Annotated in this window: 24 protein-coding genes; 11 read left to right on the plus strand and 13 right to left on the minus strand. The window is 58.3% G+C overall.

Annotated features, from left to right (window positions below; genetic code table 11):
* Window positions 1-68 precede the first annotated feature (68 nt).
* Both F617_RS0103995 and F617_RS0104000 read left to right on the plus strand, forming a co-directional pair.
* A complete protein-coding gene (locus tag F617_RS0103995) occupies window positions 69-1,073 on the plus strand; it encodes a type II secretion system F family protein (RefSeq protein WP_019564500.1) in 1,005 nt (334 codons plus the stop codon).
* Window positions 1,074-1,083: 10 nt separating this feature from the next.
* On the plus strand, window positions 1,084-2,070 hold the full coding sequence (locus tag F617_RS0104000; protein ID WP_013635294.1) for a type II secretion system F family protein: 987 nt from the start codon (window positions 1,084-1,086) through the stop codon (window positions 2,068-2,070).
* Between the two features lie 99 nt (window positions 2,071-2,169).
* Here the strand turns inward: F617_RS0104000 and F617_RS0104005 are convergent, their stop codons facing one another.
* Window positions 2,170-2,994 (minus strand): tetratricopeptide repeat protein, encoded by an 825-nt coding sequence (locus tag F617_RS0104005; protein ID WP_019564501.1) that lies wholly within the window; start codon window positions 2,992-2,994, stop codon window positions 2,170-2,172.
* A 142-nt stretch (window positions 2,995-3,136) separates the two neighbouring features.
* On the opposite strand from F617_RS0104005, the gene F617_RS0104010 reads away from it, so the two are divergent.
* Window positions 3,137-4,531, plus strand: a complete 1,395-nt coding sequence (locus F617_RS0104010; RefSeq protein WP_013635292.1) for a leucyl aminopeptidase — start codon at window positions 3,137-3,139, stop codon at window positions 4,529-4,531.
* Between the two features lie 64 nt (window positions 4,532-4,595).
* Here the strand turns inward: F617_RS0104010 and pncB are convergent, their stop codons facing one another.
* From pncB to F617_RS0104050, 8 genes are all read right to left on the minus strand, one after another.
* Window positions 4,596-5,900: a nicotinate phosphoribosyltransferase gene (pncB, locus tag F617_RS0104015; RefSeq protein ID WP_003514549.1), complete on the minus strand. Its 1,305-nt coding sequence runs from the start codon at window positions 5,898-5,900 to the stop codon at window positions 4,596-4,598.
* Between the two features lie 158 nt (window positions 5,901-6,058).
* The gene (locus tag F617_RS0104020; RefSeq protein ID WP_026330663.1) at window positions 6,059-6,418 is read right to left on the minus strand and encodes a hypothetical protein; all 360 of its coding nucleotides are present in this window, start codon (window positions 6,416-6,418) and stop codon (window positions 6,059-6,061) included.
* Between the two features lie 94 nt (window positions 6,419-6,512).
* Window positions 6,513-7,364, minus strand: coding sequence for a C40 family peptidase (locus F617_RS0104025; RefSeq protein WP_013635290.1), 852 nt, complete (start codon window positions 7,362-7,364; stop codon window positions 6,513-6,515).
* Between the two features lie 17 nt (window positions 7,365-7,381).
* Window positions 7,382-7,726, minus strand: coding sequence for a MarR family winged helix-turn-helix transcriptional regulator (locus F617_RS0104030; protein ID WP_003514544.1), 345 nt, complete (start codon window positions 7,724-7,726; stop codon window positions 7,382-7,384).
* Between the two features lie 368 nt (window positions 7,727-8,094).
* Window positions 8,095-9,201, minus strand: a complete 1,107-nt coding sequence (locus tag F617_RS0104035; RefSeq protein WP_003514542.1) for a DUF475 domain-containing protein — start codon at window positions 9,199-9,201, stop codon at window positions 8,095-8,097.
* A gap of 307 nt (window positions 9,202-9,508) precedes the next feature.
* A complete protein-coding gene (locus F617_RS0104040; protein ID WP_019564504.1) occupies window positions 9,509-10,429 on the minus strand; it encodes a DMT family transporter in 921 nt (306 codons plus the stop codon).
* 116 nt (window positions 10,430-10,545) lie between these two features.
* The gene (locus tag F617_RS0104045; RefSeq protein ID WP_003514539.1) at window positions 10,546-11,427 is read right to left on the minus strand and encodes a LysR family transcriptional regulator; all 882 of its coding nucleotides are present in this window, start codon (window positions 11,425-11,427) and stop codon (window positions 10,546-10,548) included.
* Complete coding sequence (locus F617_RS0104050) at window positions 11,424-11,738, minus strand: putative quinol monooxygenase (RefSeq protein ID WP_013635289.1); 315 nt, start codon at window positions 11,736-11,738, stop codon at window positions 11,424-11,426. Before F617_RS0104050 ends, F617_RS0104045 begins: the two co-directional genes overlap by 4 nt.
* 175 nt (window positions 11,739-11,913) lie before the next feature.
* Between F617_RS0104050 and F617_RS0104055 the strand changes: the two genes are divergently transcribed.
* Entirely contained in the window at window positions 11,914-13,410 is a 1,497-nt protein-coding gene (locus F617_RS0104055) for a CoA-acylating methylmalonate-semialdehyde dehydrogenase (protein ID WP_003514535.1), read from the plus strand.
* A 78-nt stretch (window positions 13,411-13,488) separates the two neighbouring features.
* Here F617_RS0104055 and F617_RS0104060 read toward each other — a convergent pair whose 3' ends face one another.
* Entirely contained in the window at window positions 13,489-14,538 is a 1,050-nt protein-coding gene (locus F617_RS0104060; RefSeq protein WP_019564505.1) for a Fe(3+) ABC transporter substrate-binding protein, read from the minus strand.
* A gap of 173 nt (window positions 14,539-14,711) precedes the next feature.
* Here F617_RS0104060 and rirA point away from each other — a divergent pair, with 173 nt between their 5' ends.
* From rirA to F617_RS0104095, 7 genes are all read left to right on the plus strand, one after another.
* Window positions 14,712-15,182 carry an iron-responsive transcriptional regulator RirA gene (gene rirA, locus F617_RS0104065; protein ID WP_003514531.1) on the plus strand — a complete coding sequence of 157 codons (471 nt, stop codon included), beginning with the start codon at window positions 14,712-14,714 and terminating at the stop codon, window positions 15,180-15,182.
* 170 nt (window positions 15,183-15,352) lie between these two features.
* On the plus strand, window positions 15,353-16,399 hold the full coding sequence (locus F617_RS0104070) for an AbrB family transcriptional regulator (RefSeq protein ID WP_003514529.1): 1,047 nt from the start codon (window positions 15,353-15,355) through the stop codon (window positions 16,397-16,399).
* Between the two features lie 141 nt (window positions 16,400-16,540).
* Window positions 16,541-17,452: an ABC transporter substrate-binding protein gene (locus F617_RS0104075; RefSeq protein WP_013635286.1), complete on the plus strand. Its 912-nt coding sequence runs from the start codon at window positions 16,541-16,543 to the stop codon at window positions 17,450-17,452.
* A gap of 85 nt (window positions 17,453-17,537) precedes the next feature.
* Window positions 17,538-18,704, plus strand: coding sequence for an ABC transporter permease (locus tag F617_RS0104080; RefSeq protein WP_019564506.1), 1,167 nt, complete (start codon window positions 17,538-17,540; stop codon window positions 18,702-18,704).
* Window positions 18,701-19,639, plus strand: coding sequence for an ABC transporter ATP-binding protein (locus F617_RS0104085; protein ID WP_003514521.1), 939 nt, complete (start codon window positions 18,701-18,703; stop codon window positions 19,637-19,639). The genes F617_RS0104080 and F617_RS0104085 overlap by 4 nt, the downstream gene beginning before the upstream one ends.
* On the plus strand, window positions 19,636-20,376 hold the full coding sequence (locus F617_RS0104090; protein WP_019564507.1) for an ABC transporter permease: 741 nt from the start codon (window positions 19,636-19,638) through the stop codon (window positions 20,374-20,376). The genes F617_RS0104085 and F617_RS0104090 overlap by 4 nt, the downstream gene beginning before the upstream one ends.
* Window positions 20,377-20,484: 108 nt before the next feature.
* Window positions 20,485-20,973, plus strand: coding sequence for a gluconokinase (locus F617_RS0104095; protein ID WP_003514519.1), 489 nt, complete (start codon window positions 20,485-20,487; stop codon window positions 20,971-20,973).
* Here F617_RS0104095 and F617_RS0104100 read toward each other — a convergent pair.
* The 3 genes from F617_RS0104100 to F617_RS0104115 all read right to left on the minus strand — a co-directional run bounded on the left by F617_RS0104100 (window position 20,970) and on the right by F617_RS0104115 (window position 25,117).
* Window positions 20,970-22,271 carry an FAD-binding oxidoreductase gene (locus F617_RS0104100; RefSeq protein WP_019564508.1) on the minus strand — a complete coding sequence of 434 codons (1,302 nt, stop codon included), beginning with the start codon at window positions 22,269-22,271 and terminating at the stop codon, window positions 20,970-20,972. The two genes, F617_RS0104095 and F617_RS0104100, sit on opposite strands and share 4 nt — an antisense overlap.
* A 1-nt stretch (window position 22,272) precedes the next feature.
* A complete protein-coding gene (locus F617_RS0104105) occupies window positions 22,273-23,634 on the minus strand; it encodes a glutamine synthetase family protein (RefSeq protein WP_003514517.1) in 1,362 nt (453 codons plus the stop codon).
* Between the two features lie 235 nt (window positions 23,635-23,869).
* Window positions 23,870-25,117, minus strand: coding sequence for an FAD-binding oxidoreductase (locus F617_RS0104115; protein WP_019564510.1), 1,248 nt, complete (start codon window positions 25,115-25,117; stop codon window positions 23,870-23,872).
* Window positions 25,118-25,122 lie beyond the last annotated feature (5 nt).

Below are 25,122 nucleotides of genomic sequence, written 5' to 3' on the forward strand. Positions count from 1 at the left end.
CTACGCATTTTCCGGACGGAAAACCACTACGCAATTTTACCGGAAATGCTCTAAGGAAGGCGACTGCCATGGACCCCACAATCCTGTTACTGGCCGCACTTGTCGCTATTTCGGCAGGGGCGCTTGCTTATGCCTTCCTCTTCCAGCAGATCGAGGTCGAGAAAAAGACCACTAGTCGCGTCAAGCGGGTCAAGGCCGCCGAGACGGATCACGCAAACATCAAGGCCGCGCGGGACCGGGTCCAGGAACTTGGCAAACGCCGCAAGTCCATGCAGGACAGCCTGCGGGAAATGGAAAAGAAACAAAGCGAAAAGGCGAAGAAAGCAAAGAATGTCGGTTTGCGCGAAAAGCTGGTTCAGGCGGGACTGCAACTTTCTGTCCGGCAGTTCCACCTTCTGAGCGCAGGCGCGGCTGCTTTCTCCGTCGTCATTGCGCTTCTTTATGGCCTGTCGATGCTTATCGCTCTGCTCATAGGAGCCGTCGTGGCTTTGGGACTGCCGCGATGGGTATTGGGATTTATACTCAAGCGCCGGCAGAAAAAATTCCTCGAGGAATTCCCAAATGCGCTGGATGTCATGTGCCGGTCGATCAAATCCGGATTGCCGCTCAACGACGCCGTGCGACTGATCGCGTCGGACGGACAGGAACCGGTGAAGACGGAATTCCAGCGCGTCGTCGATGCGCAGCAGGTTGGCATCGGCATTCCGCAGGGGATCGAGCGCATGATGCTGACCGTGCCGCTTTTCGAAGTGAGCTTCTTCAGCACCGTCATCAACATTCAGGCGCAGGCGGGCGGCAATCTTTCGGAGGCTCTTTCCAACCTTTCGAAAGTTCTGCGTGAACGCAGGAAAATGCGTGCCAAAGTCAACGCGTTATCGATGGAAGCAAAGGCCTCGGCAGTTATTATTGGCGCGCTGCCTTTCATCGTCATGCTGCTGGTGCACTTCACCTCGCCCGACTATCTGTCGGTGCTCTTCACCGACATGCGTGGGCACATCATTCTGGGGGTGTCGGGATTATGGATGCTGATCGGGATTTTCATCATGCGCCAAATGATCAATTTCGACATATGAGGGCACGACCATGACAGGAAGCCTCTTTTCCAGCCTGACGGACCCGCAAACGATCATTGCCATTCTCGTCACCCTTGCGGTTTTCGCAACCCTCTATACGCTCATCATGCCGCTCTTCGAGCGAAAAGACTTCGCCAAGCGCATGAAAGCCGTGTCATCGGAGCGCGATCTCATTCGCAGCCGCGAGCGTGAGCGCCTGGCCGCCGCCACCAGGGACGGGAAGGCCTCCCTGCGTGGCAATAATAATAAATCGGCGCGCCGCATCGTCGAAAAATTCAACCTTCAGGAAGCGCTTGCCGACAAGAACACGATGAACAAGCTGCGCGCTGCGGGTTTTCGTTCACAGAATGCGCTCAACACATTTCTTGCCGCCCGGTTCGTGCTGCCATTCGTTTTTCTGGCCCTGGCCTTTACCTGGGTTTTCGTTCTCGGAAACCTCGCCGATAAGGCTTTCGTCGTCCGGCTGATGGCAGTGCTCATTTTCGGTTATCTGGGTTTTTACGCACCCAATATCTATGTTTCCAACGCCATGAACAAGCGGCAGGCCTCGATCAGGCGCGCTTGGCCGGATGCGCTGGATCTGATGCTGATCTGCATCGAATCCGGTGTGTCCATGGAGGCCGCCATGCGTCGTGTTGCGGAAGAAATGGGTGAGCAGTCGCCCGAACTGGCGGAGGAAATGATGCTGACGACAGCGGAGCTTTCCTTCCTTCAGGACCGGCGCATCGCACTTGAGAATTTTGGCATGCGCACGCAGCTGGACGGCGTCAAAAGCGTGGTGCAAGCACTTATCCAGGCGGAACGATACGGCACGCCATTGGCTCAGGCGTTGCGCGTTCTGGCCCAGGAAGGCCGCGACGAGCGGATGAACGAAGCCGAAAAGAAGGCCGCCGCCCTGCCGCCAAAGCTGACCGTGCCGATGATCATATTTTTCCTGCCGGTGCTCATCGCAGTCATTCTCGGACCAGCCGGCATTCGCGTCGCCGATACGTTCTGACACGCTAAACGCGACCGCACTGTAGGCGGTAGCGAGTGATGAGACGGAGCTGTGAATATTATCTGCGATCTGGTATTGATGGACGTGCCTGAACCCGCATCAGCCTGCTGGCTTGTTGTCCTTCTTCGCCAGTTGCTGCCAGGAATTCTGCTGCGACAGCATTGCACGCAGATAACCGAGATTTGCCTGTGCCTGCTGTGGCGAAAGTTCCTGAACCGCGATGCGCTCAGCCTCGGCAAACCGTCCCTGAAGACCCACCACGAGCGCGAGGTTCTGGCGAACGCGGCTGTCGGCGCCCGGCTGGGCGATGGCCGATTGCAGATACGTCTCGGCGGTACGGGGATCGCTCGACAGGACATAGGACATGCCAAGGTTCGAGAGCACACTTGGATCGTTCGGTTTGAGATCGAGTGCCTGTCGGTATTTTGTGCGGGCCTCGTTCGACCTGCCAAGCTGGTCGAGCACGGCACCTTCGGCAGAATACAGCCGCCAGTCTGGACGATCAGGCGTCTGTGCTCTCTGGATGGTTGAAAGGGCCTGTTCGAGCTGGCCTGATGCTGCCTGCGCCTTGCCATAGGCGGCAAGCACCTCGCGGTCGGCCGGATTGGCGATGGCGATCTGCTGCATGACCGCGAGCGCCTGCGTGTTCTTGCCGGTCATCATCAGCACGTTGGCATAATTCATGCCGACGGACCTGTCCTTGGGGCTGCGTTCATAGGCCTTGCCGGCCGTCTCTTCCGCCTGCCGGAGCTGGTCCATGTTCATGTGGTCATAGGAGCGTGTGGTGGCAGGAATGGAGCCGGTGGACATGCGATCCGGCTTGTTGGTGCTCGCGCATCCGGAAACGGCGAAAACCAGCGCTGCGAGACATGCTCCCCGCAGTAAGCCTGTCCGACCTGTCTCGCTCAAAGAAAAAGCAGTCATGGCAGTGCTCCAGCCCAAGAATTATCGATCTTGCGCCCGACATACGACAGACTCACATGACGCAACTTTCGCTTAAGCAATAATCTGTTAACCCTAACAGAGCGTTAATCGCACCGATTCTCGACAGTTACGAAAGCAGACCATGGCGCCCTATCAGTTCATCGAACGCCCGACACCTTTCAGCTCCAAGGCTGGCAGCACCCTGCCGGTTTTCGCCGTGACGCCAGCCCATATCGAACAGGGTGCCATCGATCCTGTTGCTCTGGACTGGGCGAAAAAAGCGGGTTTCAAGGCCGAAGCAGGCGCCGTATTGCTTGTTCCCTCTTCCGATGGTTCGCTGGGTGGCGTTCTTCTCGGCCTTGGCGGCAATCCCTCAGAAATCCCGTTCATAACCGGAAAACTGGCCCGCGAGCTGCCCGAAGGCGAGTGGCATATTGAAACCGCGCCATTGACGGCCAATCGGCTGGCTCTCGGTTTCGGCCTCGGCAGCTACCGCTTCGACAAATACAAGACAACCAAAACCAGCGGGGCCAAGCTTCTCATTCCGCAGGATGCCGAAGATGGCGAGATCAAGCGCGTTCTGGCCGGCGTCTTCCTCGCCCGCGATCTCATCAATGTTCCGGCCAACGATATGGGACCGGACGAGCTTGAGATCGCCTTCCGCAGCCTTGCCGCACACTACAAGGCAAAGGTGGGCGTCATTACCGGCGACGATCTGCTGAAGGAAAACTTCCCACTCATCCACGCCGTCGGCCGCGCCAGCGAAAGCGCACCGCGCCTTCTGGAAATGAACTGGGGCAAGAAGGGAAATCCCCGCCTGACCCTCGTTGGCAAGGGTGTCTGCTTCGATACTGGTGGTCTCGATATCAAGCCAGCCGCCTCCATGGCGCTGATGAAGAAGGACATGGGTGGTGCGGCCAATGTTCTCGGTCTTGCGCTGATGATCATGGACGCGAAACTGCCGGTCAATCTTCGCGTCCTCGTGCCCGCCGTCGAAAACTCCATTTCCGCCAACGCCTTCCGTCCCGGTGACATCTACAGGAGCCGCAAGGGCCTGACGGTACAGATCGACAATACGGATGCGGAAGGCCGTCTCGTTCTGGCCGATGCGCTGGCCTATGCAGACGAGGATGCGCCGGACCTGATGATTGACATGGCAACGCTCACGGGTGCCGCCCGCGTTGCTCTCGGCCCGGATCTGCCGCCCTTCTATACCGATGACGACGATCTGGCCCACGATATTGCGGAAGCCAGCATCGATACCGACGATCCCCTTTGGCGCATGCCACTCTACATGGGGTACGACAAGGATATCCGCTCACGCGCGGCCGATATCACCAACGCGCCATCAGGCGGCATGGCAGGATCGATCACCGCCGCCCTGTTCCTGAAGCGTTTCGTCACCAATACGAAAAAATGGGCACATTTCGATATTTACGGCTGGTCCTTGAGCGAAAGGCACCATTCATCGATCGGCGGCGAGGCTCAAGGTATCAGAGCACTCTTCCATTACATCACACACCAGTTTGCGAAGTAAGTCGGTACCACGGTTGATCTGACTGGCCCACGGGCGCTTCGTTAAGAGGAGCGCCCGGCCTTAATCAAACCAGAACCTTCTGTTCCTTGAGATCTTCCTCACCAAAGAACTTCAGATAACGCTCCACCTCGGATCGTTCGCCTGTCGCTTTTTGCGGATTATCGGAGAGTTTCACGGCTGGCCGACCATTGGCGTCGCTGACCTTGCAGACAATGGAAATCGGCTTCAAGCTGGCGATGGTCTTCGGCGCGCAACCGGCGAAATCATTGGTCAGATTGGTGCCCCAGCCGAAGCTCATGCGCACCCGGCCTTCGAAATGCCTGTATGTATCGACGATGGCATCGACATCGAGACCATCTGAGAAAATCAGCATCTTCTTGCGGGGGTCACGGCCCATCTTCTGCCACCACTCGATGATCTTTTCCCCGCCTTCGATCGGCGGCGCGCTGTCGGGACGGAAGCCCGTCCAGTCCGCCACCCATTCCGGCGCGTTGCGCAGAAAGGCCGCCGTGCCAAAAGCATCGGGCAGCACGATCAGCAGATTGCCGCCGTAAAGCCGGTTCCAGTCCTTCAGAACCTGATAGGGTGCTGCGGCCAATTCCTCGTTGGTCTGCGCCAGCGCCGCAACCACCATCGGCAATTCATGCGCATTGGTGCCGACCGCCTCAAGGTCGGAATCCATGGCGAGAAGGACATTGCTCGTGCCGGTGAAGGCAGGGCCGATGCCTTCCTTCAGCGCCTCGACGCACCAGCGCTGCCACAGAAAACTGTGGCGGCGACGGGTGCCGAAATCGGAAATGCGCAGGCCCGGCAGTTCCCGCAACCGTTCGACCTTTTCCCACATCTTGGCCTTTGCGCGGGCGTAGAGAACATCCAGCGTGAAATAACCAAGCGAGCGCATTGCGCTGCGCGAGCGTAGCTCATTGATGATCGCCAGCGCCGGGATTTCCCAGAGTGTCGTATCCATCCAACGGCCGTGGAAATTCAGCTCATATTGCCCGTCGCGCTTGAAAAGCTCGTATTCGGGCAGTTGGTAGCTCGAAAGCCAGGAGAGGAATTCAGGCTCGAAGATTTGCGAGCGGCCGTAGAAGGTGTTACCCGCAAGCCAGATGTTCTCCTTCTTGGAGAGGCGCAGGGTACGCGCGTGATCGAGCTGCTCGCGCAGTTCCATCTCGTCGATCTCTTCCGCCAGCCGCACCGTCTTCGTGCGGTTGATGAGCGAAAACGTCGCGTCGACTTCCGGATAGAGTTTCCAGATCATCTGCAACATCAGCAGCTTGTAGAAATCCGTATCGATCAGGCTGCGGACGATCGGATCGAGTTTCCAGGTGTGATTGTGGACACGGGTTGCTATATCGGTCTTCGTCATGCTTGCATTCCCCAGCATCGGCCCAGAACATCGGCAGGGCCGACGTCACCCCGCACCTCGGCAGGTATTATCAACCTGTCATGTCAAAGATTTATCTGAAAAAGCAACAACAAGTCCAGAGTGCGGGCGGCGCAAACGCCGCTTTAAGTCATATTACTTCAGAAGGTCGGGTCGACTGGATTGATGCCGGGATACCAGTCCTTGGAGATGGGATTTCTGCCACCGAAGCTGGAGATGCCGTTCTCATCGGTGCAGCGATAGCCCTGAACCGGCAGACCGCGGCTACCGAAAACATCCCGGTATGGGCCGCGGGCATATCCAGTTACACCGAGTTCGCTATGGCAATTGTAACGCACCTTGGGCTGTAGCGTTCGCGGGTCCTTGACACCCGGCAGGTTCGCATAGGCATCTGGAGCCGGAGCAAAACCATTCTGAAAAACGGTCTGCGCCTGCGCGGAAGCGCTCATTAACACCGCTGCCAGGATCGCTGCCAATCGTGTTGCCATTTTTGTCTTCATCGATGCCGGTCCCGTACCATCACTCAACCGATGTAGGCTTTCGGCTGTGGTCGCACAAAGGGCGAGGCAGGCACAATTTCGTGAAGCCGCCGCCTCAGCCTTCCAGACGCCGGAAAGCCGTCGGCTTTTCGTAAAGCCAGCCGATGCGCTCGATGGCCTCATTGAGATTTTCGCGTGCAACATTCATCGTGTGGCCATTGGCATGCAGCAGCGTCTCTTCGTTTTCCATAAGGCCGACATGGCCCTTCCAGAAAACCAGATCGCCGCGGCGCAATTCATCGCGTTCTATTTCCACGCCGAGCGATTTCACCTGCATGTCGGTATCGCGCAGAACCCGTCGGCCCGTCATCGCCATGGACAATTGCACGAGGCCCGAGCAATCGATGCCAAAGCCGGAGCGGCCGCCCCAGAGATAAGGCGTCTCGATAAAGCGCAAGGCCACCGCAACATAGTCCTCTTCGAGAGCGGCATCGACTGGTCGGCAATGGGCAGCGATTATGCCTTCGCCTTTTTCGGTCAGCAGATAGCGGGTGCCGCGTGTCTCGGCCTCACCAACGATCCGGACCATGCTGCCCATGGAAATGGCTGCGACCGGCGGTTTGCGCAATTCGGCGGAAGGATAGAGGAAGGTGCGTGGCGCAACCACCTGGTGGGTAACGGCAACGACATCGCCGATTGCCGTCTCCGGCACGTAACCGGCATAACCGTCAGCATCCGCCTGCACCCAGGCCCAGCCATTCGCCCGGTCGAAAATGCGCACGGTTTCACCAAACAGCAGCTCCGTATCGATGCCGGCGGCAAGGTCAGGCGTTGGCCGCAGGCCAATAACCGGCACCGCGATCTGGGCGGGCGAACCGCTGACGAAACGCTCGGCCTGAACCACGCCTTGCAGTTTCTCATCGGCCAGATCGGAGCGGAAGACATTCAGGCGGCGGTCGAGCATCATGGTTTCACATCCAGAGGTTAGATCTTGCGTGCCTGATCAATAATCAGATCGCCGAATTTTTCCAGATAGAGCGCACCTGCCACGGTGCGTTTTATCACGACATTGCGCTTGTCCCGTTCGTCCCGCACCCTGTCAACCAGCCCGAGCGCCCCCAGACTGTCGAGTGCGCGGGTGATGACCGGTTTGGTCACGCCCAGCAAGGCGGCGAGGCCCCGGACTGTATGTGGCGGCGGCACGAGGTATATCTGCAGCAGGATTGTAGTCTGCCGCAAGGTCAAATCCGGCGCATCGGCCGTGACCTGCGCAGCAGATACGCGATGCCAAAGCCCCAAGGCCTCCGTAGGCGAAAGTTCTGCAGGCAAACCGGTAACCTTCCAGTCGTTATCTCACCGTTTTCATTCAACGGAGCGGAAAACTCAAGAAGCATACCGCACAAACAGAACCGCCGCGCCTTCGCAGATCATAAAAGATCGCGCGGCGCGGCGGTGTTGTTTAAACCCGTTTGTCGGGCCTTTAATGTCCCCTCTGGACTTGCAAGATGAGATGCAGGAAGCGTGCCAGTTTTACTGCAGTGCACAAATACGAGCAAAAACAGGTGCTTGGGGTATAATTCCGATGTTATGTTCAAATTTTCCGCAAGGCGGAAACAGCAACAAAAACAGGCAATCAGCAATTCAGTGCTTAAAAACTGCCTTCCGCCGTAACAGCGGAAGGCTGGGATCGGGATGGGTCAGATTTCCGCACCGCGAGCGGCATCGGTCGCATCTGCATTGTGCCGCCGGTTATGTCGGATCGACGACCAGAGCGAAATGCCGATCAGGGTCGCGCCACCAAGGCCGGTAATGACCTCCGGAATGTGGAACATCGTCTGCACGTACATGATGACGGACAGGATGAGGATCGCGTAGAAAGCGCCGTGTTCCAGATAGCGGTATTCGGCGAGCGTTCCCTTTTCCACCAGCATGATCGTCATCGAGCGCACGTACATGGCGCCGATACCGAGGCCGATGGCGATGATGAACAGGTTCTGCGTCAGCGCAAAAGCACCGATGACGCCATCGAAGGAGAAGCTTGCATCGAGCACTTCGAGATAGAGAAACGCACCGAAGCCGCCTTTTGCAGCGCCTTCGAGCACTTCCTGGCTACGATCGAGAATACCGCCGACGACTTCCACCAGCAGGAAGGTCAAAAGACCCCAGATTGCCGCATGGAAAAAGGTGTTGGCCGCAACCGGACCAAGCTCCGGATTGTCGCTGGCGCCGATGATACGAGAGAAGGCCAGCATGACGACCAGCACGAAGGCGATCTCGATACCCTTGACGGAGGAATAGACCGCAGCCTTTTCCTCGATCCAGCGCACCCAGTGCACGTCCTTTTCATGGTCGAAGAAGAAGTTGAGACCGACCATCATCAGGAAGGTACCGCCGAAAGCAGCGATTGGCAGATGGGCGTCACGCATGATTTCTGCATAACGTTCCGGCTGCGTGGCCGCCATGACGAGCGCCGTCCAGGGGCCGACATTGGCGGCAACGACCACGATCAGCAGCGGGAAGACGATACGCATGCCGAAAACGGCAATCAGAATACCCCAGGTCAGGAAGCGATGCTGCCAGACTGGCGTCATCTCTTTCAGCTTGTTGGCGTTGACGATGGCGTTGTCGAAGGAAAGCGAAATTTCCAGCACGGCAAGCACCGCACAAATGAAGAAGATCGTCGCTGTTCCACTGACAGTTCCGGTCATTTCCCAGCCGAGATAGCCGCCAAGGATCAGACCGACGATGGTGACGATAAAAGCCCACTTGAAGTAGGAAAGTGTGGTTTTCTGGGCGGCGCTCATGTCCGGTTACCTCCGGTAACGAGAGCGATTGCGGAACGACGCAGGACGTCGGGCCGCACGCAGAAAGCACGCGCGCGAAGCACATTCAGGTTTTTCATAGTTTTTAATCCGCCGGCCAATTTTTGCAGGCGGTACCGACATCACGAGAGCGCCGTAAAACTCTCGCCAGAGGGGCCCGGCACCTTTGTTTCCTCTGCCCTTGCGAGACATATGATCGCAGGACCTTCTCTTACTCCTCGAAGATCACCTCTTCGTCAAGTCCCGTGATGATTTCGGCGGCAACATCACGGGTAAACAGAGGAAATGTCTAGTCCGCAGCCAGTATATCCACCTTTTCGCGACCGCGTTTGAGCGTATTTTCACGGAAGAAAATATAAAGGCCGGAAAGAACGATCAGGCCCGCACCGACGACGATACTGGTCTGCGGCACATCATCAAAGAACAGCCAACCAAAGACCACCGCCCAGAGCAGCAATGTGTATTGCAGCGGCGCGACGGTCGCGGCGTCCGCGAGCTTCAGAGCGCGGTTGACCAGCACATGCGCCGCCATGGCGACCACGCCGAGCAGGCCGAGGAAAGCGAGATCGAAACCGGACTGGACCGGCAACCAGCCAGACGGCGTGACGAACACCGCAACGAGGCCCGCAAGCCCCGCACCGATGATCTGCCAGAAAGCGAGCACCGTGTCAGGCGTGTTGCGTAGCTGGCGTCCGGACAACATCATGAAGGCGAAGGCGGCGCTGCCGAGAATGGAAAACAGTGCGGCCGAGGTGAGGCTTGCCGAGCTTGGCTGCAAGGCAATGAGAACACCGACGAAACCAATGGCGATGGCCGTCCAGCGACGCCAGCCGACCTTTTCTCCCAGGAGAAACGGCGATAGAGCCGCCACATAAATGGGGGCGGCGAGCCAGTAGGTCATCACGTCTGCCAGCGGCAGGGCAGCGACTGCGAAATAGAAACAGAAAAGCTCGGCGGTGGAGAAGAATACGCGCGCCACCTGAAGAGACGGTCGCTCGATTTTCATGAGGCCGGAAAGACCGCCTTTCCACACGATCGGAACCAGAATGACAAGGGCAGCGACGCTGCGGATGAGGATCACCTGCCCCTGGCTGTAGGTCGAAACCAGCCATTTTCCCATAGCGTCGTTCAACGCGAAAAGCAGCATTCCAAGCAGCATGACGGCCACGCCGAGGCCAGTCGGCGAAAGCTTTCGTAATATATTCGGCATGTCAGGTTCCGTTCTCTCCCAATGGCTGCATTGGTCGTTCAGCCAGCCCTCGTTTGTCAAGCCCGAAGCGGGAGGAGTCGCGTATTAATAGTACTAATAAATCGGCAATTTCGATGTCACGCGAACATGCGCTTCTCTTCGGCAACGAGTTCCTGGAGAAAATCGACCACCGTGCGCACGCGGACCAACTGACGGGCGGATTCGTGATAGGCCGTCCAATAGGACCGACTTATGCTCATATGCGGCATGATCCGCAGAAGTTCGGGATATTGTCCGGCAATGTAATTGTGCAGGATGCCGATACCGGCGCCCGAGCGCACCGCCTCGGTCTGACCGGTGGCGCTGGATATTTCAAAGGCGGCGTCCCAGTCGCGCATGATCTCGCCGGTATAGTTCAGAGAAGGCGAGAAGATCAGATCCTCGACGTAGCCGATGCGCCGATGGCGCTTGAGTGTTTCCACATCCGCCGGCGTTCCATATTCGGAGAGATAGGACTTCGATGCGTAGAGCCCCAGCGAATAGTCGGTGAGCTTGGAAAACATCAGCCTACCCTGTTCCGGCCGCTCGATGGTGATGGCGATATCGGCCTCTCGCTGCGACAGGGAAAAGGAGCGCGGCACCGGCACGAGCTGGATTTTCAGGTCGGGATAACGCGCGGTCAGCCGGCCAAGCCGTGGCGCAAGAAAAGAAACCCCGAGACCATCGGGCGCGCCGATGCGCACCGTTCCCGCCACTGCCGTATCGACACGACCGAGATTTGCCTGCGCATTCAGCATTTCGGTTTCCATGCGCTCGGCGGCGCCCAAAAACAGCTGACCTTCTTCGGTCAGTTCGCAACCGTTCGTCCGGCGGATGAATAATTGGGTCTTCAGTGCCTGCTCCAGCGACGTCAATCGTCGCGAAAGCGTTGCGTGGTTGAGGCCGAGCCGTTTCGATGCGGCAAGGATCTGCCCGGAGCGGGCAACGGCGAGGAAGATGCGGACGTCATCCCAATTCATGGTTTGCTGCGCAGCATTATGGGTTCGACGTCAAGCAAGGTCAGCGACGTCACCATTCCTGCCACACCCTCTTTGTATTTCAGAAAATGCGGCGTTTGCAGATGCGCTTCATATGCCGCCCGGTCCGCGTAGACTTCGAGGATGCGAATCTTTTCCGGGCTGCCTTTAATTGCCACCGCATTTAATGCAAGCACACCAATTTCCAGGCTGACCGAAGCTTCGATCTCTTCTGCAAGCAGTCTGCGGTAGGCATCCAGCTGGGTTGGATCGATTTCGATTTCAGCCATCCGCACGACCGGTTCATCGCTCATCAAGCTTCTGACCTTCTGTTGACCGGCGAACGTGTGGGTGTCGGAAATCCGCCGCCACCCTCAAAATACTCGCCTTGCTTCAATTTACGCACAACGGTTTCTTATCTGAGTTCATTGATTTGTACAAATTCAAGTGCAATGCTACACCCATCAAAAAATCGCGGAGGAAAGCCCCATGAGGGAAATCGGTCACTTCATCAACGGCAAGCATGTGTCTGGCACAAGTGGCCGCACATCTAACGTCTACAACCCGGCAACCGGCGAAGTGCAGGCGACTGTCGCGCTTGCCAGCGACGCCGAGCTGCGCGCTGCCGTGGAAAGCGCAAAAGCGGCACAGCCGAAGTGGGCCGCCACCAACCCGCAGCGCCGCGCCCGCGTTTTCTTCAAGTTCGTCGAACTTCTTAACCGCGACATGAATGAGCTGGCGGTGCTGCTCTCCAGCGAGCACGGAAAGACCGTCGAAGATTCCAAGGGCGATATCGTGCGCGGCCTCGAAGTCTGCGAATTCGTCTGCGGCATTCCGCATCTGCAGAAGGGTGAGTTCACCGAGGGCGCAGGTCCCGCGATTGACATGTATTCGATCCGCCAGCCGGTCGGCATCGGTGCGGGCATCACGCCGTTCAACTTCCCCGGCATGATCCCAATGTGGATGTTTGCGCCGGCAATCGCCTGCGGCAACGCCTTTATCCTCAAGCCTTCCGAGCGCGATCCGTCCCTGCCGATCCGCCTTGCCGAACTGATGATCGAGGCAGGTCTTCCGGCCGGCATCCTCAACGTCGTCAATGGTGACAAGGGCGCTGTCGACGCCATCCTGACCGATCCGGATATTGGCGCGGTTTCCTTCGTCGGTTCCACGCCGATTGCCCGCTACGTCTACGGTACTGCCGCCATGAACGGCAAGCGCGCACAGTGCTTCGGCGGCGCGAAGAACCACATGATCATCATGCCTGATGCCGATCTCGATCAGGCCGTGAACGCCCTGATGGGCGCCGGTTACGGTTCGGCCGGCGAACGCTGCATGGCTGTGTCGGTTGCGGTTCCGGTTGGCGAAGAAACGGCCAACCGTCTCGTTGAAAAGCTCATCCCGCAGATCGAAGCACTGAAGATCGGCCCCTACACCGACGACAAGGCCGATATGGGCCCGCTCGTTACCAAGGAAGCCCAGACGCGCGTCAAGGGTCTGATCGACAGCGGTGTCGAGCAGGGCGCGAAACTGCTAGTCGATGGCCGCGACTTCAAGCTCCAGGGTTATGAAGACGGCTATTTCGTCGGTGGCTGCCTGTTCGACCACGTCACCCCTGACATGGACATCTACAAGACGGAAATCTTCGGACCTGTTCTCTCCGTCGTTCGCGCCAAGAACTACGAAGACGCGCTGGAACTGCCGATGAAGCATGAATATGGCAACGGTGTTGCGATCTACACCCGTGACGGCGATGCTGCGCGTGACTTCGCCAGCCGCATCAATATCGGCATGATCGGCATCAACGTTCCGATCCCTGTTCCGCTCGCCTACCACTCCTTCGGCGGCTGGAAGGCCTCAAGCTTCGGCGATCTCAACCAGCATGGAACGGATTCGATCAAGTTCTGGACGAAGACCAAGACGATCACCTCGCGCTGGCCGTCCGGCATCAAATCGGGTGCCGAATTCGTCATGCCGACGATGAAGTAAGCAATGCGTCTCTAAACAATGAACCGGCGGGCGATTGACCCGCCGGTATCCTAACCGGTCACAGGCGTGTTAACGGCGTCAATTGGTCGGGCCGTCGTTGAAACCCACTTCGTCCACCAGCTCGGATGCCTGTTTGCGGTGGGCGGCAATATCCGTCAGTGGCAGCTTGTCCGGATTGATGGGGCCGAAGCCCTTCACGACATCGGAAGGCTCCGCGCCGGGCAGCACCGGGTATTCGAAGACCTGCTTGGCATAGATTTCCTGCGCCTCGCGCGATGCCAAGAATTCCATCAGCTTCAGCGCATTGTCCTTGTTGGGTGCGTATTTGGTCAGCGCCATGCCGGAAATATTCACATGCGTTCCGCGATCTCCCGCATTGGGAAAGATCACCCGCACCGATCCCGCCCAGACCTTTTCCTCCGGCTCGCGGTCGTTGGTCAGCATCAGGCCGACATAATAGGTATTGCCGAGCGCGATATCGCATTCGCCGGAAAAGATCGATTTGGCCTGGCTGCGGTCTGTTCCATCAGGCTTGCGGGCAAGATTGTTCTTAAGGCCGGTCAGCCATGTCCGGGTATAATCGACGCCATGATGGGCGATCATCGAGGCGATCAGCGCGATATTGTAGGAATGCTGGCCGTCGCGAATGCAGATCTTGCCCTTCCATTTCGGATCGGCAAGCTCTTCATAGGTGATGTCTTTCTGGGTGACCCGCTCCTTCGAGGCATATACCACGCGGCCACGCGTCGTCAGGCCGAACCATTCGCCTTGCGGATCGCGCAGATTGGCCGGGATATCCTTTTCAATGACGGGATCGTTCAGCACCGGCTGTGTGACACCGCCTTCTTTTGCCTCGACAAGCCGGGCGATATCGACCGTCAACAGCACGTCGGCCGGCGAATTGACGCCTTCTGCCTGAATGCGCTCCACCAGACCCTTGTCGAGGAAGAGAACGTTGGCCTCTATGCCCGTTTCTTTCGTAAAGGCATCGAGCAGCGGCTGGATCAACTCGGGCTGCCGGTAGGAATAGACGTTCACCTCGCCGTCCGCAAAAGCAGCGGGCGCGGCCCAAAGGATCGTCAGACCCGAAAAAACGGCAGCGGAAAAACACGATTTCAAGCTTGCCATTAAGAATGCCTCCATTACATTCAGATTCTTGACTTGTTTGTTCATGAATCATCAAAGCGGTCAACAACGCTGTCCGAGAAATATCGGATGGCTGCCAGTTTTTTCAGTTTCTGGAATTGTTCTAAACTGAAAAAGAGACTATATAACTCCACATTGAGAGTTAGGAGACCAGCATGCGTTTGACCAAACAGACCAACTATGCCGTTCGCATGTTGATGTATTGCGCCGCAAATGAAGGCAAGTTGAGCCGCATTCCGGAGATCGCCAGGGCTTATGGCGTATCTGAGCTGTTCCTTTTCAAAATTCTGCAGCCGCTCAACAAGGCCGGTCTGGTGGAAACCGTGCGCGGCCGTAACGGCGGCGTGCGTCTTGGCAAACCCGCTGAGAAAATCAGCCTGTTTGACGTGGTGAAGGTGACCGAAGACAGTTTTGCCATGGCGGAATGTTTCGAGGACGGTGCTGTCGAATGTCCGCTTGTAGATAGCTGCGGCCTCAACTCGGCGCTTCGCAAGGCGCTCAATGCCTTCTTCGATGTGCTGGCGGAATATTCCATCGACGATCTCGTCAAGGCGCGGCCGCAGATCAACTTCCTGCTCGGCATCGACACGGAAATGCCGAAGATCGCCGCCTTGCCGGCCGCCTGATCATCCCATTGCCCAAGCAACAATTGCGCTAGCCCGTGTCCGCCGGTCACCGGCTTTTCTTTTATAGAATACTTCGGAAATGCAATATTTTTGGTCGAGCGTGTTGACGCCAGGAGACGAAGCGGCGCATTTGGTCGCGAGCTTTTTTGAAGCAATCAGCCAGCGTCGCAATGATCATCAAGCCTGAATTCCATACATTTGCACTTACCGCGCTCGTCGGCAGCATGGGTGCGCTGCTTGCCAGTCTCCTTAACGTTCCAGCGCCGTTTCTGTCCGGTCCGGCGCTCGCCGTGACGATTACGGGACTGGCGGGCGTGAAGCTTGGGATTCCCGCCTTCATCCGCAATGCCTGTTTCGTTGTGGTCGGCATTTCGATGGGAACGAGCGTAACGCCGTCGGTGATCGATGCCGCGAAGACATGGCCGCTGAGCTTCGTCATCGTGCTCGTTGCTGTCGTCATCATGCTGTATGTCGCCTATTGGATCCTGCATTACGGCTTCGGATACGACAGGACGACGGCAATGCTGGGCGCTTCGCCCGGGCACCTCAGCTATATCATCAGCCTCGGCGCCGAGACGAAAAGCGACCTTGCGACCGTCAGCATCGTGCAAAGCGTGCGGGTGCTGGCGCTGACGCTTTCCGTGCCGCTGATTGTTGAATATTTCGATCTCGTCAGCACGGAACCGCTCATCGCCAATCCACCGATGGGCCTGTTCACACTGGCCCTGACCATTGGCGCGTCGCTTGCGATGGGATGGCTGTTCCTTCGCTGGAGATTTCCCGCAGCCCTGCTGCTGGGCGGCGTCGCGGTTTCCATCGGCACCCATATTACCGGCCTTACCGAGGGCGGCGTTCCGAGCTGGCTCAGCCTGCCGGTCTATGTGCTGATCGGCTGTCTCATCGGCACGCGCTTTTCGAATGTGTCGCTGATGGATGTGCGAAAAGGCTTTCTGGCAGGTTTCGTCGTCACCATCGCCGTGATGGTGATCGCCGGAAGTATCGCCTGGATGATTTCCAACATTACAGGCGTTCCGCTCAATGCGGTGATGATCGCCTATTCGCCGGGCGGGCTTGAAACCATGGCGGCGATGGCCGTGATGATGCATGCCGATACCGCCTATGTCGGGTCACATCACGTTCTCAGACTTCTGTTCCTGTCGGTTCTCATGCCGCTCGTCATGGGCAAGGATGCACGCAAGCGGGACGGCGAAATCTAAGCTGGGCCAGCGCCCTCGCCATTCAGGTAAAAAACGCCAATGGCGTTGCAACCATTTGTTCCTCTGGCCGTTCATGTTTCTCCGCAATTGCGGCGGCGATTTTTCGCGTGTTCGACAGGCTGACCCACCGGAGGACTATTCATGAACCGCTTGATGATGTTGACAGGCGCCGGATTTGCGCTCGCCCTTTCTGTTTCCTTCGCTCAGGCGCAGGTGGTGGTGTCGTCTAAGATCGACACGGAGGGTGGCGTTCTCGGCAACATCATCCTCGCCGTGCTGAACAAGAACAATATTGAGACGACGGATCGCATCCAGCTCGGCGCTACCCCGGTCGTCAGAAAAGCGATCACGGCTGGCGAGATCGACATTTATCCGGAATACACAGGCAACGCCGCCTTCTTCTTCTCCAAGGCGGACGACCCGCTCTGGAAAGATGCCGCCAAGGCTTACCAGGAAGCCAAGACACTCGACTATGACGCCAACAAGATCGTCTGGCTGACACCATCGCCCGCAAACAACACCTGGGCGATTGCGCTGCGCAAGGATGTTGCCGACAAGAACAATCTGAAGACGCTTTCGGATTTCGGCAAATACATTGCCGGTGGCGGTGAGGTGGTTCTTGCCGCCTCCTCGGAATTCGTCAATTCCGCAGCCGCCCTGCCGGCATTTCAGACCACCTACGGCTTTACCATGAAGCCGGATCAGCTGATCACGCTTTCCGGTGGCGACACGGCTGCCACTATCGCTGCCGCCGCAAACCAGACGAACAATGCCAATGCTGCCATGGTCTATGGCACCGATGGTGGCATAGCGCCGTCCGGTCTTGTCGTGCTTGAGGACGACAAGCATGTGCAGCCCGTCTACCAGCCTGCGCCGATCATTCGCGAGGAAGTTCTGAAAAAGAACCCCAATATCGAGACATTGCTGAAACCCGTTTTCGAAAAGCTGGATCTGGCAACCTTGCAGGAGCTGAACGCCCGCGTGCAGGTGGGAGGCGAACAGGCCAAGGCAGTTGCGACCGACTTCCTGACGAAGAACGGTTTCCTCAAGTAATTGCCAGAGAACCGTTGGGGCGGGATATCGGAAACCATGTGAGGTTCACCATCCCGTCCGAACCTATGATCCGGGGGAGCGGAATTTGACGAAATGGCCTGACAAGGTAGGCGTACTGATTTCGTGCCTGCTTCTCTACGCGCTTGCAGTGTCCCCCTTCATGACATTCCGAGCTAACCGGATCATTCAGGGTGAAACGCGAACGATCTTCGAAGCGCTTCCGGTTGCTGCTGCTTCCCTCCTCGTCGCCATCATTGTTGTCGCCGCCTTCATCGCCTTTTTCCGGTTTCCGCCGCGCCTGAAACTCGCCGCTGCGCTGGTCGGTCTCGCGGCACTGGCGATCTTCGTCGGGCAGGCGGCGTCTGCGCTGACACCTGAGGGCAACAGTTTTGCCCGCGTATCGCCCGCCAGCGGTTTCTGGTTGATGTTTGCAGGGCTTGCATTGCTCGCCGCCGATTGCATTGCACGTCTCCAGCCGAAACCCACTTTGCGGATTTTGCTGTTGCTGGTGGCAACCGGGACGCTTGCGGCGGTACTGACAAGCGGCCTCTGGGACGATCTCTCCATCATCAAGGAATATACCGGCCGGGCAGATATCTTCTGGACCGAAGCACTGCGGCATGTGGAACTTGCCATCGGGTCGCTGGTTGCAGCCACCCTCGCCGGTATCCCGCTCGGCATTCTCTGTTACAAGGTCGAGCGTTTGCGCTCCGGTCTACTGAACGCTCTCAATATCGTCCAGACCATTCCCTCCATCGCGCTTTTCGGCCTTTTGATCGCGCCACTCGGATGGATGGCAGCCAATGTGCCGGGTGCGGCGAAGATCGGCATCGCCGGCATCGGCATGGCGCCGGCCTTCGTGGCGCTATTTCTCTATTCGCTGCTGCCCGTTGTCTCCAATACGGTGGTCGGCCTGTCCGGCGTTTCGCAGGCAGTGCGGGAAGCCGCGCGCGGGCTTGGCATGACGCCTCTGCAAAGGCTGCTGCGGGTGGAGTTTCCACTCGCCATGCCCGTCATCCTCACCGGCATCCGTATCGTGCTGGTGCAGAATATCGGTCTTGCGACCATCGCAGCGCTGATCGGCGGCGGTGGATTTGGCGTTTTCGTGTTTCAGGGCATAGGGCAGACCGCGATGGACCTCGTACTGCTCGGCACCGTGCCGACCGTTCTGCTCGGCTTCGCCGCCGCGATTACGCTCGACGCCCTTATCGACAGCAATCTCTTCAGCGCAGGCGGAAGGCAAAAGGCATGATCGAGATCGACACCATCACGAAACGATATGGCGATACGGTCGTGGTCGACCAGGTCTCCCTGACTGTGGCGCCGCGCACCGTCACCGTCATCGTCGGCACTTCCGGGTCGGGAAAAACCACGCTGCTGCGCATGATAAACCGGCTGGTGGAGCCGACCTCCGGCACTATCCGCATCGACGGAGACGATGTGAGCACCATGCCGGGCTACAAGCTGCGCCGTCAGATCGGCTATGCCATTCAGGGCCATGGGTTGTTTCCGCATCGCACCGTGGCGGAGAATATCGCGACGGTTCCGCAGCTCATCGGCTGGGACCGCAAGCGAATCGATGCGAAAATAGACGCGCTGATGCAGCTCTTCCAGCTGGACCCGGCGCTTTATGCCAACCGCTTTCCGCATGAGCTTTCAGGCGGCCAGCAACAGCGTGTCGGCGTGGCGCGCGCGCTTGCAGCAGAACCGAACATTCTTCTGATGGACGAACCTTTCGGTGCACTGGACCCGGTTATCCGCGCAAAGGCCCAGAACGATCTTCTCGATATCCAGAAGAAGCTCGGTGTCACCATCGTTCTTGTCACGCATGATATGGACGAGGCCTTTCACCTGGCGGATCGTATTGCCGTCATGGACAAGGGCCGTATCGTTCAGGACTGCCCGCCGGCCGAGCTGGTGCTGAAACCGGCAACGAATTTCGTCCGCACCATGATCGGCGAAAACGAGCGCGCCCTGAAACTGTTATCCGTCCTGTCGGTTGCAGACGTCGTGGAGCCGGGAAGCGCTGAAGGCGAACCATTGAATGAACATACCAGCCAGCGCGACGCCCTGTCTGCAATGTTGTGGGCGGGCTGCGATACCTTGCCGGTGCTGAAAGACGATGGCAAACCCGCAGGTATCGTGCGGCGCGATGTTCTGCTCCAGCGGGCTGCCGGAACCCCATGAAAAATGCCGCTTCGTTTTTCGCCCCCGGGCTTCTGGTGCTGGCGCTAATCGCCTTTCTCGCGGCGCCGCAGGTTTTCGCACCGATATTCCGCCCTCTTGTGCAGACCAATGCGCCTGCGATCTACACGCAGGCCAATCTGCTTTCTCTGACACTGTCGCATCTGACCATTGTCGCAATCGCAACGGGGCTGGCCACGCTGGTGGCGGGAGCCCTTGCGGTTCTCGTCACCCGCCCTTTCGGCGCGGATTTTCTGCCGCTATCGCGCAGCATCGTCAATATCGGCCAGACCTTTCCGCCGGTGGCGGTGCTGGCGCTTGCCGTGCCGATGATCGGTTTTGGCGAGAAACCGACGCTCATTGCGCTGTTTCTCTATGCGCTTCTACCGGTTTTCGAAAATACGCTGACAGGGCTGACCACGCTGCCGCCAACCGTCATGGATGCCGCGAAGGGCGCCGGCATGACCGGCTGGCAAAGACTTGTCAAAGTGGAGCTGCCACTTGCCCTTCCGGCGATCCTCGCAGGCATCAGGCTTTCGGCGGTGATCAGCCTTTCAACAGCAACCATCGGTTCCACGGTCGCGGCCCGCACGCTCGGAGAGGTGATCATCGCCGGCCTGCAATCCAACAATCTCGCCTTCATCCTTCAGGGCGGATTGATCGTCGCTGTGCTGGCAATCCTGATCCACGCCAGCTTTTCTGCACTGGAAAAGGCAGCGGCCCGCAAAACCGGGCACTGACAAATGCAAGCTCCTCATTTTTATGTTCCCGACATCCGCCGCGCATGTTAGGGGCTGACCGTCGAAACAGAAACATTCGAGGTTCGGGTGACAAAGGCAATCGTCGTGATGGGAGTGAGCGGCTCTGGCAAGTCCACGGTCGCAGAGGAACTGGCGGAAAAACTGGGCATTGCCTTTATTGAGGGCGACAAGCTTCACCCGAAATCCAATGTCGACAAAATGTCAGAGGGCATTCCGCTGACCGACGAAGATCGCTGGCCCTGGCTCGATCTGATTGGCGCAGAACTGCGCAAGGGAAACGAAAATAACGGTGTCGTCGTTTCCTGCTCGGCGCTGAAGAAAATCTATCGCGACCGCCTTCGCGAGGCTACCGGTGGCCCGCTCGCTTTCGTTTATCTGGACGGCAGCCTGGAACTTCTCAGCAGGCGTATGGGCGAACGCAAGGGGCACTTCATGCCGCTCTCGCTGCTCCAGACCCAGCTTGCCACGCTGGAAGTGCCGACGGGCGAACCCGGCGTCGTAACCGTCAGCATTGACGCCACGCCGGAGGAAATTACCGCAAACGCACTTTCGGGCCTGAAAGCGGTGATTTTTTAAAATCCGAGCCTGTCGCGCAGGCCGTACCACCATGCACCAAGCACGGTCAGCGGCACGCGGAACGTCTTACCGCCTGGGAACGGATAATTCGGCAGGGAACTCCAGACATCGAAACGCTCGGCGTGGCCTGCAACGGCCTCGCCCAATATCTTTCCGAGCAGATGCGTGGTGGTGACACCGTGGCCGCTGTCGCCATGCGAAAAATAGACATTGTCCGACAGTTTGCCCATATGCGGGATGCGCGTCAGCGTCAGCGCGAAATTGCCGCTCCAGGCAAAATCGATCTTCGTCTTTTCCAGTTGCGGGAAAGTCTTCAGCATATTCGGACGGATCACCCCGGTCAGATCCGCCGGATCGCTGCCGCCATAACCGATACCACCGCCATAAAGCAGGCGGTTGTCGGAGGTGCGGCGATAATAATCGAGAATATAATTGGCATCCTCGACGCAATAATTGGCTGGCAAGAGTTCCTCGATCAGATCGGCATCAAGCGGCTCTGTCGCCATGACCTGGCTTGAGACCGGCATCATCCGGTCGCCGATTTCCGGCAGCAGCTTGCCGAGATAGGCATTGCCGCAGACGAGAACATATTTCGCCTTCACGCTGCCCGTCGCCGTGCGGACGACAGGGTTTACGCCCTGCTCCAGCGAAATGACCCTCGAATTTTCGAATATGCGCGCACCGAGACTTTCGGCCGCCGCTGCTTCCCCCTGCACCAGATTGAGCGGATGGATGTGGCCGCCGAAACGGTCGATCATGCCGCCGGCATAACGATCGGTCCGCACGTATTTTCCGACATCGGCTTTGGAGACCATCTCAAGCCCGCCATGGCCGTGTTTTTCCCAATGGGCCTTGTGGGCCTCCATCTCGCGAATCTGTTTCGTCGTGAAGGCCGCAAAGAAACCGCCATCGACGAGATCGCAATCGATAGCGTATTTCGAAATGCGGCTGCGGATGATCTCCCCGCCTTCCAGCGACATTTCGCCGAGTTTCACCGCCTTGTCGTGGCCGTAACGGCTGGCGATTGTTTCGAGGTCGCGGCTATAGCCATTGACGATCTGGCCGCCATTGCGCCCCGACGCGCCGAAGCCGACCCGCACGCCTTCCAGCACGATAACGGAATAGCCGCGTTCGGAAAGTTCGAGTGCCGCGGAAATCCCGGTAAACCCGCCACCGATGACGCAGACATCCGCTTCCATTGCGCCTTCAAGCGTTGGCCGCACGGATTTGACATTGGCGGAGGCCGCATACCAGGAGGATGTGTGGCCGGGATTGGGAATAGTCGTCACCTCAGCCATCTCACACCGTCCTGATATAGGCGTCATATTCGACGTCGGTTACACGCAGGGAAAATTCGGAAAGTTCCTGCTGTTTGCAGGCAGAAAACAGCGTGCGGTAACGCTGGCCAAGCGTCGCATAGGCGAAACTCGAACGCGTGAAACGCTGCAATGCATAATCCCAGTTGGTGGGCAAAGGTTCGTGATTGATGGCGTGGCTGTCGCCGGAAATCGCGCCGCCCGGCTGGCGTTTTTCCTTCATGCCGGCAAGGGCAGCACTCAGGATCATCGCCACAACAAGATAGGGATTGGTATCGGCACCGGCGACACGATGTTCGATGCGGGTTGCGGCCTTGCTGGCAGTGATAACGCGCACCGCCGCCGAGCGGTTGTCTATGCCCCAGGAGGCATAGGTGGGCGCATGTTCGCTGGGCGTCAGGCGGCGATAGGAATTGGCATGGGGAGCGAAGATCGCCATGCTCTCCCCCATGTTTTCCAGAAGGCCGCCGACGGAATGCATCAGCGCGTCCGATGGGCCATTTTCGCCGGCGTAGATATTCCTGCCGTCACTATCGAGAACAGAAAAATGCACATGCATGCCATTGCCGGCCTGTAACCCGTACGGCTTCGCCATGAAGGTGGCGTCGAGATCGTGCCGCCGCGCCACACCCTTGACGATACGTTTCAGGAAAACAGCGAAATCGGCGGCCCGCAACGCGTCCGGCACATGATTGAGGTTGATTTCATATTGGCCGGGGCCGTTTTCCCGCAGCGTCGTGTCGGCAAGAACACCCTGCGCCCTGCATGCGGTTGCGATATCATGGAAGACATCCTCGAAATCCTGCAATTCGGAAATCGACAGAACCTGTGTCTGGCCCGTGTGCCACCGGCCTTCGCGGCTGTGCGGCGGACGCACCGGATCGAGCGCAGAGCGAACCGGATCGATCAGGTAAAATTCAAGTTCGGTCGCCACGACCGGCGTGAGGCCGGCCTTTTTGTAGGCTTCCAGCACCCTTGCCAGAACATTGCGCGGATCGCCATAAAACCCGGTTCCATCAGGATTTTTCATCGCGAGCAGGACTTGCGCGGTCGGCCGGCCGAGCCATGTCACCCGAGACAGCGTGCCGGGAACAGGAAAGCAGAACCCGTCCGGATCGCCCGTCCCTTCGGCGAGGCCTGCGGCATGCACATCGCGGCCCCAAATATCCAGCGCATAGACCGAGCGTGGGATCGCCATTCCCTTTTCAAGGACATCGATCGCCCTTTCGCGCGGAATCCATTTGCCGCGCGGCACGCCGTTCGCATCTATGACGAAGGCTTCGAGAATTTCGATATCGGGGTTATCGTCGAAAAATTTCTTTGCTTTTTCAATATCATCCATCATGCACCAGCAGGCCGTTTCTCTTCTGTTTCGCGCGCAGAAGCGCTTCGCTAACGAAAATCGTCCTGCTGTTGATAGATGAGAAACCTCGCCGTCATGATGACGCTTGCCCCTTTTCCCTTTTTATAAACCCATGTTACGTGGCTCGCCGCGGGAAGGCCAGCGGATTCGACCATCAGAGCGGGATGGCGAAAAGTGTACACGGTTTTCGCCAGAGATGACTTCAGTTCATCAGGATCTAGGGATTGAACCTTTCGGGTCGATAGGCATCGATGGCGATGACCGGCGTTTCTCCCAGCATGGTTTCCGCCAGCACACGGCCAGTGATGGGCCCGAGTGTCAGGCCGTGATGGGCGTGACCGAACGAGAACCACAATGTCCTGTGGCGCGGCGCCTTGCCGATGATCGGCATCATATCCGGTGTGCAGGGACGCGCGCCCATCCAGGGTTCCGCATCCAGCCTGCCGCCCAGAGGAAAGACGGTGCGGGCGACCCGTTCCGCCCGCTCGATCTGCACGGGAGATTTCGGCGCATCACGTTCGGCAAATTCCGCGCCGGTCGTCAGGCGGATGCCTTTGCGCATTGGCGCGAGGAAATAACCGCGCTCGGCGTCGATCAACCAGTTGTTGAGCTTGGTGCCCTCCTGCGGCGCATAGTGCATGTGATAGCCGCGTTTCACGCCGAGCGGAAAGCGGTAACCGAGCCGTTCCGTCACCGTATCCGCCCAGGGGCCTAGTGCGACAACGGCATGTTCAGCCTCCATCGCCCCGGTTTCGGTGCGTACCGTCCAACCACTTGTCGTCTGGCTGAGCGTGGATGCATCACCCCGGACAAAGGTTCCGCCAAGGCTCTCGAACAGTCTGACATAGGCGAGCGTCAGCGCATGTGGATCGCGCACCGACCATGGATCATTCCATTTCAAACCGCCGACGAAATCCCGGCTGAGATGCGGCTCCGCCGCGGCGAGTTCCGCCCCATCGAGTTTCGTGTGGGAGATGCCGTGGTCGCGCGCCAGACGTTCGGCGAAAGCAAAGTCTGCATCCCGCCTTTCGGCGGTCCTGTAGGCCTCCATCCAACCGTTTTTCACGATTAGATCGCCGGCCTTGGCTTCATCGATCAGGATGCTGTGTTCGGAGACCGAGTGCTCAATCAGCGGCGCGTAGGCGCGGGCAATTGCTGCGTGGCGCGTGGCTGCGGAATTATACCAGTAGCGGCCAAGAAAAGGCGCGATCTTCGGCAGGGCAGAGAGATGATAACGGGCATCGATGCTGTTGTTCAGGGAATAGCGGAGAAGCCGGCTAACTTCCTGCGGGAAGGCGTAGGGAACGACACCCTCTCTCTGGATCAGTCCGGCATTGCCGAAGGAGGTTTCCTCACCCGGTCCCCGCCGGTCCACCAGCACCACCGATTTGCCCCTGCGGGCCAGTTGCAAAGCGACGGAGACCCCGATGATCCCCGCCCCCAAAACGATCACATCCGCTGCCATGGCAT

The organism is Agrobacterium sp. 10MFCol1.1 (assembly GCF_000381165.1).
Taxonomy (GTDB): domain Bacteria; phylum Pseudomonadota; class Alphaproteobacteria; order Rhizobiales; family Rhizobiaceae; genus Agrobacterium; species Agrobacterium tumefaciens.